Raw genomic sequence first — 13588 nt, 5'->3', positions numbered from 1 at the left:
GTGGATGACCCAGGGGAGCTAATGACAATAGCAACAACGGCGGCAGAGAAGCAGCTCGATTTGGCCGCACTTCGCAACGTCCCGGGCTTCGTGATCCGATTGATCCAGTTGAAGTTCTTCGACGGCTTCTATGAGACCTTCGCCGAGCTCGGACTGACGCCTGCGACCTACGCAATCCTCATGCTGGTGCGGGACAACCCGGGGGTCGTTCCGAGTAGCATCGCAGCACTGTTGCGGCTTCAACTCCCGAATTTGACAAAAATTCTGCACCAGCTCGAGGACGCGGGTCTGGTGAAGCGAAGCCGGTCCAAAATCGACCGGCGTGCGATTGAGATCACATTGACGTCGAAAGGCGAGAAATTGATGAGGGACGCCGTCCGGCTCACGGCGCCCTATAACCGCCGAATGCTTGCTCCCCTTAATGAAACGGAGCGATCCACTTTGATCGGCCTGCTAAATCGGATCTGCCCCTTTTAGACTCTTAATCAAATCTTGACCGTATCGTTTACAAGGAGAAGACATTGGCCATTCGCAATCAGGCGGCTGATGCGCGCGCATCCTCGCGCCAAGTTCACCAGGATGCCACGACTGGCCTTAGCGCGAGCTGATGCGCATGCGCCTCGACATCGAAGTTAGTCTGCTGCTGGAACGAAGCCGCGTGCCAGGCGGTCGAGAGCGAGGTGCACCTCACCGCTTTTTCGCTCGCTGCGCTTCATCGAAATTCAAACAGACTGCCTATTGAATTTCGGGTGGACCGCGGCGCCGGTCTGGACTAATCGTCGGCATCACAATCAGTCTGCTCGTCAACCCCGATATGAATGTACTTGCGATCGTTGCTCCGACCTTTGGGCTCATTGCTGTGGGCTACGCCGCAGCTGTTAGCGGACTGGTTTCAGAAGGTGCGCAGAAGGGCATTTCCGAGTTCGCATTCTCGATTGCAATACCAGCGCTTCTCTTCCGGACCATCGTCATCTCGCAATTTCCTGCTATGAATCCTTTGCTGGCATGGGGCGCCTACTATGGCGCTGTCGCCCTCACCTGGATCGCCGCTCTAGCTCTGTCGGCACGCCTGCTTCGCGTGACGCCCGCGGCCGGCGTTGTCGCAGCCACGAGCGCTGTGTACGGCAACATAGCGATGCTCGGTATTCCGCTCGCGCTCACGGCGTTCGGTCCGAAGGCGGCGGGGCCAATGGCGCTGATCCTTGCCATTAACACACCGTTGTTATGGCTCAGCGGAACACTTCAGATCGCCTGGATCGAGCGGAAAGATGGCGCCTCGATTTGGGCACTTGTGCTTCGCCTCCTGTTAGATCTTTTGCGCAATCCGATCATAATCGCGATTGCAGCTGGCTTCTTTTGGCGAATGACCGGGGCAGGACTGAATTCGCTGGTAGATCGGACTTGCGAGCAACTCGCTCAAGCCGGGTCTCCGGCAGCTCTGATCGCGCTGGGGGTCGGCCTTATGCGATTCGAACTCCGCGGAGAAGCACTGAGCCTCGCGGTCATGTGCTTTCTGAAGCTCATCATCATGCCCCTTGTTGCCTGGACGCTGGCCTTTCCCGTTCTACATCTGCCGCCCTTGGTTGGCGACGTCATCGTTCTATTTGCGGCCATGCCGGCAGGGGCCAATGCGTACCTGTTCGCCACGCAGTACAAATTGCTGGCGAACTCAACGTCTGCTGCGGTTGCTTTAGGCACGCTTTTGTCGGCAGTGACGCTTCCTTTGCTCATTACGATCTTGCTGATGAATCCACTCGAATAGCAACCCCGCGTTCAGCCGCCGAAGGCCTCATTGCGCACAGCCTCGGTGAGCGCTTTAGCGATCGCCGGGACCTCTAAACGTCAGCCAGGAACGCTGCAATTTGCGTCCACATGGCGATCGGATTGGAATACATCGGGAAATGGCCGCACGCCGGAATCTCGGTAAGGCGTACGCCATTTGTGCGAAGCAGGCCGAGATAGGATAACGTCGCATTCTGTTCGCCGTACATGAACATCTTCGGGCAGCGAAGGCCGATAAACTTTTGCATCAACTTTCCACTGTCCGACAGATCGACCATCGAGCGGAATATTCCAGGTACCGCAGCCGCCCTCACTTTGTGATGAAGACTGGAAGCGTAGAGCGCGCTGGCATAGGCTGGCATATGCCGGGTTCGGTCGATAAAATCGGCGAAGAACCGCTCCACGTTCTGCTCCGGAAATTGCAAGATCTGCCTGCTGAGGAAGCAGTCCTCGGGCGCAATGTTTCCCTCGATATTGACGAAGCTGAGTACGTGTTGGGGATACTTGTGCGCGAGCAGAAGTGCCGTCAGACCACCCATGGAGTGGCCAACGAGATGAAATCGGTCGAGCTTAAAATGCTCGATTACGCGCTGCGCAGTCTTTAACAAGAACGGAATTGAAATGTCTGATAGATCCGCGCAATACGTCTCTCCGCAACCCGGTGCGTCATAGGCGAGAAACGGATGCGCCGCGAGAGCTTCGTGGCGCACGATGTCAGCGTAGTCTTCTTTGGTAGATCCGAAGCCGTGCAGGAAGACGATTGGCGCCGCTTTTCCGGCGCGATGAATCGCTGACAGGTTCAATTCGACGCCATCAACTTGTGACGGCAACCGAACCAAGGCCAGTTCACGGTTTTCCGGCACGGCTTTCCCTTTGAAGCGTTAACGGGCAAAGCTGGCTCTCGCTTTGCAGCAAGAGCCAGGCCACTGGCTAAGTCTGTCCGAACCCGGATCCCGGCTTCTTATATTCGGGCCGGGGTGGGCTGAAGATGTCGAGCACACGGGCGCCCTCGGGACCAGCTCGCATGGTGTGAGGGACGTTGCCGGGCGTACGCCAGAAGTCGCCCTTGCGCACAGGGATCTCCTCCCCTCCCTGAATCCTAATGGCAGTGCCGTCCAGCAGCACGCCCCATTGTTCCTCAGGATGATGATGGAGCACGCCTTCGGCGTGCGGTGCGAAGCTCACCACCGAGAGCATCGCGTGTTCGCCCGAAAAGATGCGCGTGGTGAGTCCGGGCGCCAGCTCGCGAAGCAAGCCGTCATCCGGTGTATCAAGATTGTGAAATTCCTTTTTCTGGTCAGTCATGTCGTCCTCTGGTTCTGGTTACTACCGTCCGTAAGAGCCCTCGTAACGCCCCTCGCGAATAGCCTTCATGGTCTCCTCTTCGCGCGCGATCTGGGCACGAACAGCCTCAATCAGGGAATCTGCCATCGCGGCCGGAAAGGATACAACGCCATCCTCATCGCCAACGACGATGTCGCCAGGGGCGATCGGTGACCCACCGATCGACACTGGCACGTTGATGCAGCCTGGGCCACTTTTATAGGGGCCGCGGTGGGTCACTGCGCGGGCAAAGCAGGGGAAATCCGAACCGCTGAAGGCCGCGACGTCTCGGATGGCGCCGTCGATTACATAGCCGGCAGCTCCCCTCTCTTCTGCGATATTCTTCATGATCTCACCCACCAGTGCCCGCGTCTCGTCGCCGCCTCCGTCCACGACGATGACATCCCCGGGGCCGACCAGTTCAAGCGCCTTGTGAATTGCGAGGTTGTCTCCAGGACGCGTCCGCACGGTGAAAGCCGTTCCGACCAACCGTCCGGAACGATGGAATGGCCTCAAGCCAACAGCACCCGCCAATCGGTCGAGATTGTCCGAGATGACCGAAGTGGGGGCATCTTTGAAGGCTTCAATGAGAGCGGAAGGCGGCTTTGGCACGCTGGCAAGCGCGGTTTTGACGTTCATGGTTCACATCCGGTCAATCCGGCGATCTGGCGCCGCATCGCAAATGTGCGGCGCCAAATCGCACAAGGTGGCTAATCGATCTCGCGGCCGGCTTTTTCCGTTGCTGCCAACAAAGCAATGAGCGTGATGACGAGGGCTCCGGTCACGTAGGCTGGAATCGCATACGTGTCGGGATACTCTCTCAACAAGGTGGCGAAGATCAGCGGGGCAAAACCGCCACCGAGGACACCTGCGAAGGTGTAGGCGAGCGAGGACCCCGTGTATCGCACACGTGTTGGAAACTGCTCAGTGACGAAAGCACCTTGCGGACCAAACATCGCGGCTTGAAACACCATGCCGACTGAAACTGCGGCAATGATGATGGCTGGTGATTTTGTATCGAACAAGCCGAACAGGAGGAAGCTGCCGATGATAGATGCCAGAGCACCGAGCCCATAGACAGTGCGTCGACCAATCCGGTCAGAGAGCGCCGCAAGCAGGGGAACGGATATGGCATGCACGCCGGCGCCGATCAGAACAGCGGTCAGGGCCAATGTGCGGCTCAAACCCAGCTTCTGAGTGACATACGTCAAGGTGAATACGGCAAGCAGTCCATACACCACGTCCGAACCGATTCGAACGCTACCGGCCACTAACAGGTTGCGCCAATGGTCCCTCAGGACCTCGGCAACCGGCGCCTTGGTCGTCGCATGGCCGGCCTGCAGCTGATGGAAGTGGGGTGTTTCCTCAACGCTCCAGCGGATCCAGAATCCGAAGAACACCAGCACGGTGCTGGCCAGAAACGGAAGGCGCCAGCCCCAGGACAGGAAATCGGCCTCATTCAGCAGCGTCGTCGTGACGGCGATGGCCCCTGCGGCGAGAAGAGTACCGGCAGAGGGGCCGACTTGCGTCCACGACGCATTGAGCCCGCGATTTTGTGGCTTGCCATGCTCCACGGAAAGAAGGATGGCGCCAGCCCACTCGCCACCGAGCGCGATGCCCTGAATGGTCCTGAGACTAACGAGCAGCAGGGGCGCGGCGATTCCGATGCTCCCGTACGTAGGCAGCAAGCCCATCGCCAGGGTAGAAATGCCCATCAAAGCGAGCGTATAGACGAGGACGGCACGACGCCCGACCTTATCTCCGAGGCGACCGAAGATAATTCCGCCGATGGGACGCGAGATGTAACCTACGGCATAAGTCGAAAACGCAAGAATTGTACCGACAATCGGATCAAATGACGGGAAAAAGAGCTTATTGAAGATCAGAGCTGCCATGGAATTGTAGATTACGAACTCGTACCATTCCAGCGAGGTACCCACCATGCTGGCGAGTGCAAGCCGCGTCATCTTTCCTGCCGTGCTTGGGCCGACAGTGTCGAGCTGCGGCGTCAATGTCGTCTCTGCGCTTGTCGTCATCCCTATCTCCTGCGCGTTATCATTTGATCTGCCCGTCGTTGGCGCCCCGGCAAGCGTCACGACGTTTGATTGGTGATTGTGCTCTATGGGCTAGTGGATTGCCTCTGATAGACAGCGTGGTGCCTATTGCGGGTATGCGGCCTCACTTCGCTTGCCCATCTGCCCGCCTCGACTGCCTTTGCCCATTCGGCGCTCTTCAAGACGTCCGGATGGTCAATCTCATAAATGGCCGTATAGATCGGCTTGGGCGCCGGCATATCCTTGATGCCGTTGGCAATGGCGAACGCGAAGGGAACTCCTTTGACGCGCGTAACGCTGTGAACCCCTGGCACTTTCAGGAGATGCGGGACATGTTCCCCATCGTACACCTCGTTGAAGAGATCTTCGTGCGCAGGATCGACGTCCATTGAAGCAATCAGGACAAAGCGGGATTGGATCGGCATCAAGCGCTCCGTTGCTACTTGTGAGGAGGAGTGTATTCAAAGCCGTAGTCACGTTTCGCCGCCTCCGGCGTTACGTAACCGTCCAGCACGTCGTTGAGGATCGCCTCCCGGTCCCGACGTTTAACGTCACCGAATCCGCCGCCGCCGGGTAGCGAGAGCGTTAAAACCGTATCTGGCGGCAACATGCGGCTCAGCTTGGGGCGGACCTCCTCGCCATTCGAACTGGCGATCGAACCGGTCGCGCCGGATTTGCCATCGTACAAACCTGGTGCTGGATAGTGACATCGATCGTACATGCCTGAGAAGAGATAGGGCTTCTCGGTCAGAACCTCGACTTCCATTGTCTGGCCCAAGCCACCACGATGTTCGCCGGCTCCGCCGGAGTCAGGTCGAAGCGCTCTTTGCCGTACGACCAGAGGCGTCAAAGCTTCGATGATTTCCACGGGCACACCGGCGACACCGCTTGGATAGGAGGTGGCCGAGAGGCCATCGAGTCCCTTGAGGGCGCCAGTTCCGCCGGTAGAGAACCAAGTGTACGAGAAGAACTGATTGTCGCGCTTATCGAAGCCGCTGATATGCGTATTCCAGAGACTGTCGGCGCCGGGTGCCATCACCTTATCCGGCAGGATACCTGACAACGCGCCCATGATGGCTGAAGGGAGGAAGTGACCGACCGTATGACGGCCAGCGACGGCAGCAGGATGCTGAGCGTTGAGGATTGACCCGACGGCGGCGATCGTGCGTATCGGCGTGAACGAACCGGCGTTATTGGGCACGTCTGGCGCAATTGCGCACTTCACGCCATAGGTGGTGTAAGCAACGGTATAATTGAAACCGACGTTGATACCGAGATCAACCGTTGAGGAAGACCCTTCATAGTCGACGATGACCTCATCGTCCTTGATAGTGACCTTGGCCTGAATCTCGATCGGCTTGTCGAACCCGTCAATGGTGATCTTGAACGGATGCGATCCGTTGGGCAGAGCCGTAATGGCGGCTCTCATCGCCCTTTCGGTGCGCGCGACGATGGCGTCTGCCACCCCTTCGATATCCGCAAGATCGAACTCTTCGAGGAAAGACTTGAGCTGCTTTGCTCCGACTTCGTTCGCGGTGATCTGTGCATGAATATCGCCAATCACTTCATCGGGGGTCCGCACGTTGGCCGCGATCAGCCGATAAACGGCTTCGACGGGTTCTCCTTTCGAATGCAACTTCATGATCGGGATGAAGAGACCCTCCTCATAGACGGAGCGGGCATCACACGACAGCCCCCTGCCGCCGATATCGAGCGCGTGACAGCAGTTTGCAAAAAGCGCAACGACTCGCCCATTGTGGAATACGGGCGTTGCAATCGTGATGTCGTGAAGCTGAGAGACCGTAATCCAAGGATCATTCGTGATGATGACGTCCCCGGGCTGGAGCGTATCCAGCGGAAACGTCTTCAAGATGTGTTCCATTCCTGTCGCCATGGAATTGATGTGCCCCGGCGAGCCCGTGACCGATTGGGCCACCATCCGGCCGCGGCGATCGAACACGCACGCAGAAAGGTCTTCGGCGTCCCGGACGATGGACGTAAAGGACGAACGCATCAGGGCCGCGGCCTGCTCGTTCACGGCGGCAATGAGCCGCCCCCACATGATATCGAGCGTAATGGGGTCCAGTTCCTTGGCGCTCATCGGGCCACCTCGAGATCGACAATGAGATTACGGTTCTGATCGACGCTAATTTCGCCGGGTCCGTTGATAACAACGGTCGATTCACGTTCTTCGATGATGGCTGGCCCCTGCAGGCGATCACCGGCTCCAAGGCGATAACGGTCGTAGACCGGCACGTCGATGAGTCCTGCGTCAGGGACGTAGATCTTTCTGGAGCCCTTGAGTGGACCGTCGGACTTCGACGTATTGACCGGTAGCTTGAAGTCAGGCTTGGGCCCCGATGCGACCACTCGCCATGACATCACGTCGATTGGCGTGTTGGGTACGGTATGTCCGTAGAGTTCGGTGTAGACCCGCTCGAACGAAGCGGTGATTTCCGCGATGCTGTCTGGCCCAAGTTTACCGGAGGGAATCGGCACACGGATGTCAAAGCCTTGCTTGCGGTAGCGCATATCGGCCCAGCGACGGAACGAGACCTCTCGATCACCCATTGAATGAGCAAGACGGCTTCGCCCCTCCTCCTCCATTTCTTTGAGAGACCGATTGACTGCGCCCCAATCCAGTTGTTCCAGCCGTGCCGGGCTTGATCGCACAAAGTCAAATGCCAGTGGCGCGGTGAGGAAGCCGACGGCCGACATGACGCCCGCACCGAACGGATAGATGATCTTCGGCAACTTCAGGACGCGCGCGACGCCGTAGGCGTGAACCGGCCCCGCGCCACCAAACGCAAACATCGGAAACTGGGAAATGGTGCGCCCCCGCTCGATGGCGTGGATGCGTGCAGCAGAAGCCATTGCTTCGTTTGCCAGTTGATGGATTCCCCAGGCTGCGGCTATCGTGTCGAGATCAAGCGAGGCCCCGACTTGTTCGTTAATGGCACGTTCTGCGGCGGTCTTGTCGAGCTTCATATCTCCGCCGAGGAAGAAGCCTGCATTGAGGTAACCGAGCAGCAGATCGGCATCAGTGACCGTTGGTCGTTCCCCGCCCGCCCCGTAGCAGGCAGGTCCTGGCACGGATCCGGCGCTATGCGGCCCGACCTTGAGGCGGCCGAGTGCATCGATCTGCGCGATCGAACCGCCGCCCGTGCCGATCTCGATCATTTCGATGACGGGCACCTTGACTGGGAGACCGCTGCCTTTCTTGAACTGATATTGCCGATCGACCTCGAATTCCGGGGCCAGCAGAGGCTCGCCATCGACGATGAGGCAGGCCTTGGCGGTGGTGCCGCCCATGTCAAAAGAGAGCACGTCTGAAAGTCCGAGTGACTTGGCATAATGTGCCGCAGCCAACGCGCCGGCCGCAGGTCCCGACTCAACAAGACGGATCGGCGCTTCGATGGCTTGGCTGGCGGTGAGCAGACCGCCATTCGATTGCATCACATAAAGACCGGCTGCATCGCTGAGCTCGTCGCGCGTACGCGCTTCGAGCCGCGTCAGATATTTCTCGGCGATGCTCTTGACATAGACATTGCAGAGCGCCGTCGTCGAACGCTCGAATTCCCTGATTTCCGGGGAGATGTCGCTGGAGAGAGTTATCGCAACGCCGGGGAGCTTTTCCCGTAGGATGCGGCCAACGATGCGCTCGTGATCCGGACAAACGTAGGCGTTGATGAGACTGACGGCAACCGCTTCGATGCCTATTCTGCGCATCTCCTCGGCGATGCGCGCGACGTCGTCTTCGTTGGGGGCCTGGCGGATTGTTCCATCCGACAGAATTCGCTCGGCAATCTCAAACCGGTGACGCCGCCGGGCAATCGGGGCGGGACGACGCAGCCGAAGGTCGTACATGTCGTAGCGGTGCTCGCGCGCAATTTCGACGGCATCGCGGAATCCGCGGGTCGTGACGAGAGCGGTCAGCGCCCCCTTTCTCTCGATCAGCGCGTTGGTGAAAAGCGTCGTCCCATGCACAACATGCGAAACTTGGCCTGCATCACCGTTGATGACCTGCTTAATTCCATTGATTACGCCATTGTCAGGCTGATCTGGAGTTGTCAGGACCTTACCGAGCCGAAATAAACCGGTCTCATCGTCGACCAGGACGATATCTGTGAAAGTTCCCCCAATATCGGCGCCTAAACGCATCCGCTCCTCCAAATTCAGGATTTGGTAGGATTAGCGACTATGGGGTGACAGCCGAATTACCGTTTGGGCAATCCAGCTTTAAGGGAGCATTAGTCCTCCGCCCGCGGCTGCCTGCTGCGGCGGCGGCGTGCCCGACGCCCCCTTCTTGATCATCGTGTGAGAAGAGTTCCTCCCGTTCCGTGCCCATCTAAGCAGCCTCTTCTCCAGAGTCTTGATGCGTACGGTGACAAGCCTGGGAGGGCCAATCTGTCACGCGACAAAGTCAGCAAGGCCGTATTTCGCGAGAGATCCGGAGACGATGGCGAAGCCTGGATCTCTGCGACTGATTCACGGACGCGAGCGTCTGTGCCGGGAGAAGCGTACGCGGCCTGCCTTTCGTTTCCAGCAAATCGGAAGGAGCGGCGGGAGCTCGTCTCGTTTGTGGAGTTCGGGAAAGACCGATTGCTGGAGAAGGGGTTCGCAACGCGCAGCGTAGTCGCGCTCGAGCGCTTCCGTCAGCCGTTGTCCAGTGGATCAGACCGACCGGTCGGTGCCTGCGCAGGGCTGGGACCAGCAACAACATTAGTGCTTCGCACCTCCTTGACAACGCGCGTGACGATCTCGGAGGTCAACTCACGCTTCATCTCGCATCAGCTCCGCTATCCTTGCCGTAGTCATCGACGCCGAGTTGCCTTGCCCGGCACGGTCGTGTTGGTTGTCCTTGCAGATGCGCGAAAAATGATCCGCGCAGATTTCCTCGAATTTGTCCCAGCTCGGCGGCGGACGAAGCTGTTCGTTGTTGGCTCCAGACATGTTTCTGGATTCCGACCCGCCTGGTTAGTCGTGACTGGCGGCACCCTCGGTGCTGGTCCCAAATGGCTGCCCCTGACGAGTCAAAGAGCTTCCCAAATAGATTATCATAGGAACTTTCACAACTAATAGCTGCATATTTTGGTTACATATCCCGTTGATATATTTACGGCACTAGAAAATGGAATAAGTGCTCTTGAGAGCAAATTATCGCACATAAAGCGCTCTTAAAAGCAAAATATGGCAAACTGCAGGAAATTGCTGTATGCTCTTAAGAGCATAATAATCTGCTTAATGGCCTTCAAGAGCATGGTAGCAACCAACAAACTTCAAAAGGCGCCCCCTTACCCGGTGTCACGGACGCTCACGCAATTGGGAGCGGATCTGCGTACTGCACGCATCCGCCGCAACATGACCATGCAGGACGCAGCCAGCAGAATTGGAACGGGCGTGCGCGCTGTTATGGACGCCGAAAAGGGCAAAGCATCGACGGGTATCGTGGTGTATGCCGGGCTGCTGTGGCTCTACGATATGCTCCAGCCCCTCGAAGAACTCGCTGACCCCTCAAAGGACAGGGAAGGGATTGCTCTGCAAGCGACGCGGGAACGCAAGCGGGCGCGCAAGTCCGGAGGGCTCGACAATGACTTCTAAAGCAACACCGAATGCTTCGTCTACATCACGCTGCCGTGTCAGACCGAACCGATAACCGCCGGCCCGATTCTAGCTCGCTAAGGATCGCCGTGGCAATGCATTGGCTCGCTTCGTCTACGGCAAGTTGTACCTCTCAAACGGAGATGCGGTCGCGATTGATCCTATCGAGCTTGAATTATCGGATGAGACTTACGAAACAGGCCGACTGAATGGCGGTCTTTGGCGCGTTACGCGATGCAAGCTCGGACTATTGGGGTCGCCGCGTCATCGAGAAGCATGCCGGGGTTCCCCAGCTTGGCGAACTCGACTATCTGCTGAATTCAGCCGACGACGGCGTAGGGGCGCTTGGTTTGGACTTGGTCAACAACCTCCGGCACCACGTCGCAAATTCAACAAGACGCTCGAACTTGCAAAGCTTCAGGAAATCGCCGAAGCCTTGATGCTCTAGGAAGATGTAAAACCGAGGAAGGCGCCCAGGTTCGAGACTGGATGCTGCTCGGCACCTCCATGGGCGGAGCCCGTCCGAAAGCTGTCGTCGAAGATGACCACGGATTCTGGATCGCAAAGTTCAATCGTCCGGACGACCGCTGGAACAACACTCGCGTCGAACGCGCGATGCTCGAGTTGGCCAAGGTTTGCAGCGAAGGACGTTCTTCTCGTCAAGCGCTTTGATCGCACGTAGACGGGCAAGGGATATTTGCGTTCGCGGATGATCAGCGGGCTAACCGGTTTGCGAGCTGATGAAGCCGTCGAGATGCGCGATCGCTGGTCCTATGTGTTGATGGCGGAAGAGATGCGCCGGGTCACGGAGGAGCCGGGAAAGGATGCGAAAGAACTTTTTCGACGCATGACGTTCAATGCACTGATTTCCAACGTCGACGATCAGCCGGCCGCGTGCATCACTACGGACGCGACCGACTTCGTTCAAGGAGTGCAATGAGCTCGGCCATTATGGCTTGCCTTTCTTGGCTTTCGCCACAATGGCATCCAGATCGACGGCGGACTTCGGGGCGGCGTGGCCCGAGGAGAGATTGCTGTCTGCATCGAGCTTGATGCCGAGAGCATCAAGGACGCGAAGGATGAGCCCGAGTTCTGCGCGCTGGTGGCCATGCTCGACTTCGATGATCCATTGGCGACTGACACCAACCTGTTTAGCTAGCGTCGACTGATCGAGCTTGAGGCGCTTGCGCCGGTCGCGGATGACGGCGCCAAGATCGGCTGCGGTACGTGTGAGCATGGAACATCCAAATGTCAGCGATCGCTTACATTACCGTGTCGCCGTTCGCTGACAATCGGAAATGTCAGCGTTTGACAACATTTTAGAATGTCGCCGATCGACGACATCTGCGCCGGGATGTCCAATCATTTGAGACGCCGACAGCGGCTTAGTTTGGCATTGACCAAGCAAGCGGCGACCCCGCTCGACCGCAGCTGGGTTTTTTCCGCTTTTGGTTTTCCGACCGTTGCCAGGGACCTCGCCCGTTGAGAATCGACTTGGGGAGTTAAGTTGGGTTATGTGAACGTTTCGGTTGATCCATTGGTCACTTATGTCCTCTTCGGCCCTTTTTTGGATAGTTTCTTCGGAACCATTCGAACCGTGTTGACATTGTGTACACGAATGCAATATAACGCTTCATAAGAAGTGAGGAGTAACCGCAATGGAAGCAGCACTACAGCGCCCTGCGGCGCGAGTAAGGTCGCGCCGCGTCCGGAGCGAAACCAATATCCACATTCGCGCTACCGCACAGGTAAAGCACTTGATCGATACCGCTGCAGTGGCGGTGGGCAAGACGCTTAGCGAATTCATGCTGGATAGTGCGCGGCAACATGCCATCGATGTGCTTTTGGACCAAAGGTTATTTGTCCTTGATCCAGAGAAGCACGATGCCTTCTTGAATGCACTTGATAACCCGCCTCCGGCCGGGACCAAGTTGAAGGCACTGATGAAGCGTAAGCCGCTTTGGCAGAAGTAATCGAACATCCGAGGAAGCGTGCGGGCATAACCTCCCCCACGCTTCTCAAGCCGACGCATGACTTTAGCCGCTTTGATTGCGGTAATGAAGCCCTGACCGATTGGTTGAAGAATCGCGCCCTCGACAGCGAGGGCAAGACTGCTCGCACCTATGTTGTTTGCGAGGGCAATTCGGTCGTAGGCTACTACTGCATCGCCTCTGGAAGTGTTGAGAGGGCTGCAATTCCCAAGCCGCCCATAAAAAGGCACGGACTCCCAAATCCCGTACCTGTAGCCATTATAGGCCGCTTGGCGCGAGATCTTACCTACAAGGGCAAGGGGCTCGGCCAAGACCTGCTTCAACATGCCCTCCACCAAATCGTTCACGCATCTGAAACGATCGGTATTCGCGCCATCCTGGTACACGCGATCGATGAGAAGGCTGCCGCTTTTTGGAAAGAAGCGGAATTCATAGAAAGTCCGATTGGGTCCCGAACATTTTTCCTCCCTATCGAAACTGCCATCGACGCACTCTAATGGCGTCACAATCCAACTGCCCCAGTACCGAATGGCCGAGCCGCTCCTGGACCACCTTAGGCGCCGCAATTCAAGCCCGCCATCAACCTTGCGGTTTATATATCAGCTCGCAAAGAAGTGCCGAAAGAGAGTGAAGCCCGGATATTTTGCGGCGTCCATGGCCTTCTCGTTGGAGCCTTACCTAACTTGGTGATACCGGCGGCGATTTGCACCGGTCACAGGGCCCCGTTTGACCATGTAATCGCGGGTGACGATCTCGACGTCCTTCACCGGACTGGAAACACCGATCCGAGATCGGGCTTGGGACATTGCAGCCTCCATTCACGCAACGCATTGAATG

At 57.6% G+C, this 13588-nt stretch carries 17 protein-coding genes; 8 read left to right on the top strand and 9 right to left on the bottom strand.

The window, feature by feature from the left end; all coding sequences use genetic code 11:
• Window positions 1-21 precede the first annotated feature (21 nt).
• The gene (locus tag XH91_RS37405) at window positions 22-477 is read left to right on the top strand and encodes a MarR family winged helix-turn-helix transcriptional regulator (RefSeq protein ID WP_128930097.1); all 456 of its coding nucleotides are present in this window, start codon (window positions 22-24) and stop codon (window positions 475-477) included.
• A gap of 337 nt (window positions 478-814) precedes the next feature.
• Window positions 815-1762, top strand: a complete 948-nt coding sequence (locus tag XH91_RS37400) for an AEC family transporter (protein WP_128930096.1) — start codon at window positions 815-817, stop codon at window positions 1760-1762.
• Between the two features lie 73 nt (window positions 1763-1835).
• Here the strand turns inward: XH91_RS37400 and XH91_RS37395 are convergent, their stop codons facing one another.
• From XH91_RS37395 to XH91_RS37360, 8 genes are all read right to left on the bottom strand, one after another.
• Window positions 1836-2645 (bottom strand): alpha/beta fold hydrolase, encoded by an 810-nt coding sequence (locus XH91_RS37395; RefSeq protein ID WP_128930095.1) that lies wholly within the window; start codon window positions 2643-2645, stop codon window positions 1836-1838.
• Between the two features lie 67 nt (window positions 2646-2712).
• Window positions 2713-3087, bottom strand: a complete 375-nt coding sequence (locus XH91_RS37390) for a cupin domain-containing protein (RefSeq protein ID WP_128930094.1) — start codon at window positions 3085-3087, stop codon at window positions 2713-2715.
• Between the two features lie 21 nt (window positions 3088-3108).
• Window positions 3109-3744, bottom strand: a complete 636-nt coding sequence (locus XH91_RS37385; protein ID WP_128930093.1) for an RraA family protein — start codon at window positions 3742-3744, stop codon at window positions 3109-3111.
• A 71-nt stretch (window positions 3745-3815) separates the two neighbouring features.
• On the bottom strand, window positions 3816-5072 hold the full coding sequence (locus XH91_RS37380) for an MFS transporter (protein WP_245477392.1): 1257 nt from the start codon (window positions 5070-5072) through the stop codon (window positions 3816-3818).
• Window positions 5073-5224: 152 nt separating this feature from the next.
• Window positions 5225-5584 (bottom strand): DUF4286 family protein, encoded by a 360-nt coding sequence (locus tag XH91_RS37375; protein ID WP_128930091.1) that lies wholly within the window; start codon window positions 5582-5584, stop codon window positions 5225-5227.
• A gap of 14 nt (window positions 5585-5598) precedes the next feature.
• A complete protein-coding gene (locus tag XH91_RS37370) occupies window positions 5599-7260 on the bottom strand; it encodes a hydantoinase B/oxoprolinase family protein (RefSeq protein WP_128955152.1) in 1662 nt (553 codons plus the stop codon).
• Window positions 7257-9320, bottom strand: coding sequence for a hydantoinase/oxoprolinase family protein (locus XH91_RS37365; RefSeq protein WP_128930089.1), 2064 nt, complete (start codon window positions 9318-9320; stop codon window positions 7257-7259). Before XH91_RS37365 ends, XH91_RS37370 begins: the two co-directional genes overlap by 4 nt.
• Window positions 9321-9932: 612 nt before the next feature.
• Window positions 9933-10112 (bottom strand): hypothetical protein, encoded by a 180-nt coding sequence (locus XH91_RS37360; RefSeq protein WP_128930088.1) that lies wholly within the window; start codon window positions 10110-10112, stop codon window positions 9933-9935.
• A gap of 291 nt (window positions 10113-10403) precedes the next feature.
• On the opposite strand from XH91_RS37360, the gene XH91_RS37355 reads away from it, so the two are divergent.
• The 4 genes from XH91_RS37355 to XH91_RS39300 all read left to right on the top strand — a co-directional run bounded on the left by XH91_RS37355 (window position 10404) and on the right by XH91_RS39300 (window position 11700).
• On the top strand, window positions 10404-10760 hold the full coding sequence (locus XH91_RS37355; RefSeq protein WP_232995558.1) for an XRE family transcriptional regulator: 357 nt from the start codon (window positions 10404-10406) through the stop codon (window positions 10758-10760).
• A gap of 209 nt (window positions 10761-10969) precedes the next feature.
• Complete coding sequence (locus tag XH91_RS39310) at window positions 10970-11200, top strand: hypothetical protein (protein WP_188637395.1); 231 nt, start codon at window positions 10970-10972, stop codon at window positions 11198-11200.
• 49 nt (window positions 11201-11249) lie between these two features.
• Window positions 11250-11432 (top strand): hypothetical protein, encoded by a 183-nt coding sequence (locus tag XH91_RS39305; RefSeq protein ID WP_188637394.1) that lies wholly within the window; start codon window positions 11250-11252, stop codon window positions 11430-11432.
• A gap of 37 nt (window positions 11433-11469) precedes the next feature.
• The gene (locus XH91_RS39300) at window positions 11470-11700 is read left to right on the top strand and encodes a hypothetical protein (protein WP_188637393.1); all 231 of its coding nucleotides are present in this window, start codon (window positions 11470-11472) and stop codon (window positions 11698-11700) included.
• 9 nt (window positions 11701-11709) lie between these two features.
• On the opposite strand, the gene XH91_RS37345 is transcribed toward XH91_RS39300, so the two are convergent.
• The gene (locus XH91_RS37345) at window positions 11710-11997 is read right to left on the bottom strand and encodes a type II toxin-antitoxin system Y4mF family antitoxin (RefSeq protein WP_128930087.1); all 288 of its coding nucleotides are present in this window, start codon (window positions 11995-11997) and stop codon (window positions 11710-11712) included.
• 421 nt (window positions 11998-12418) lie between these two features.
• Between XH91_RS37345 and XH91_RS37340 the strand changes: the two genes are divergently transcribed.
• Window positions 12419-12733, top strand: a complete 315-nt coding sequence (locus tag XH91_RS37340) for a type II toxin-antitoxin system TacA family antitoxin (RefSeq protein ID WP_128930086.1) — start codon at window positions 12419-12421, stop codon at window positions 12731-12733.
• Complete coding sequence (locus XH91_RS37335; protein WP_128930085.1) at window positions 12721-13248, top strand: GNAT family N-acetyltransferase; 528 nt, start codon at window positions 12721-12723, stop codon at window positions 13246-13248. The genes XH91_RS37340 and XH91_RS37335 overlap by 13 nt, the downstream gene beginning before the upstream one ends.
• Window positions 13249-13588 lie beyond the last annotated feature (340 nt).

The sequence above is a fragment of the Bradyrhizobium guangzhouense genome (genome assembly GCF_004114955.1).
Taxonomy (GTDB): domain Bacteria; phylum Pseudomonadota; class Alphaproteobacteria; order Rhizobiales; family Xanthobacteraceae; genus Bradyrhizobium; species Bradyrhizobium guangzhouense.
Note: the sequence above shows the minus strand (reverse complement) of the source record. Positions and strands in the feature narration are given on the sequence as shown.

Excerpts from the sequence above, each read along its gene's own strand:
- XH91_RS37370 (WP_128955152.1), bottom strand. The coding sequence starts at position 7,260 with ATGAGCGCCAAGGAACTGGACCCCATTACGCTCGATATCATGTGGGGG.
- XH91_RS37360 (WP_128930088.1), bottom strand. The coding sequence starts at position 10,112 with ATGTCTGGAGCCAACAACGAACAGCTTCGTCCGCCGCCGAGCTGGGAC.
- XH91_RS39300 (WP_188637393.1), top strand. The coding sequence starts at position 11,470 with ATGATCAGCGGGCTAACCGGTTTGCGAGCTGATGAAGCCGTCGAGATG.
- XH91_RS37355 (WP_232995558.1), top strand. The coding sequence starts at position 10,404 with ATGGCCTTCAAGAGCATGGTAGCAACCAACAAACTTCAAAAGGCGCCC.
- XH91_RS37340 (WP_128930086.1), top strand. The coding sequence starts at position 12,419 with ATGGAAGCAGCACTACAGCGCCCTGCGGCGCGAGTAAGGTCGCGCCGC.
- XH91_RS39310 (WP_188637395.1), top strand. The coding sequence starts at position 10,970 with ATGGCGGTCTTTGGCGCGTTACGCGATGCAAGCTCGGACTATTGGGGT.
- XH91_RS37380 (WP_245477392.1), bottom strand. The coding sequence starts at position 5,072 with ATGACGCGGCTTGCACTCGCCAGCATGGTGGGTACCTCGCTGGAATGG.
- XH91_RS37385 (WP_128930093.1), bottom strand. The coding sequence starts at position 3,744 with ATGAACGTCAAAACCGCGCTTGCCAGCGTGCCAAAGCCGCCTTCCGCT.
- XH91_RS39305 (WP_188637394.1), top strand. The coding sequence starts at position 11,250 with ATGCTGCTCGGCACCTCCATGGGCGGAGCCCGTCCGAAAGCTGTCGTC.
- XH91_RS37405 (WP_128930097.1), top strand. The coding sequence starts at position 22 with ATGACAATAGCAACAACGGCGGCAGAGAAGCAGCTCGATTTGGCCGCA.
- XH91_RS37345 (WP_128930087.1), bottom strand. The coding sequence starts at position 11,997 with ATGCTCACACGTACCGCAGCCGATCTTGGCGCCGTCATCCGCGACCGG.
- XH91_RS37390 (WP_128930094.1), bottom strand. The coding sequence starts at position 3,087 with ATGACTGACCAGAAAAAGGAATTTCACAATCTTGATACACCGGATGAC.
- XH91_RS37375 (WP_128930091.1), bottom strand. The coding sequence starts at position 5,584 with ATGCCGATCCAATCCCGCTTTGTCCTGATTGCTTCAATGGACGTCGAT.
- XH91_RS37400 (WP_128930096.1), top strand. The coding sequence starts at position 815 with ATGAATGTACTTGCGATCGTTGCTCCGACCTTTGGGCTCATTGCTGTG.
- XH91_RS37365 (WP_128930089.1), bottom strand. The coding sequence starts at position 9,320 with ATGCGTTTAGGCGCCGATATTGGGGGAACTTTCACAGATATCGTCCTG.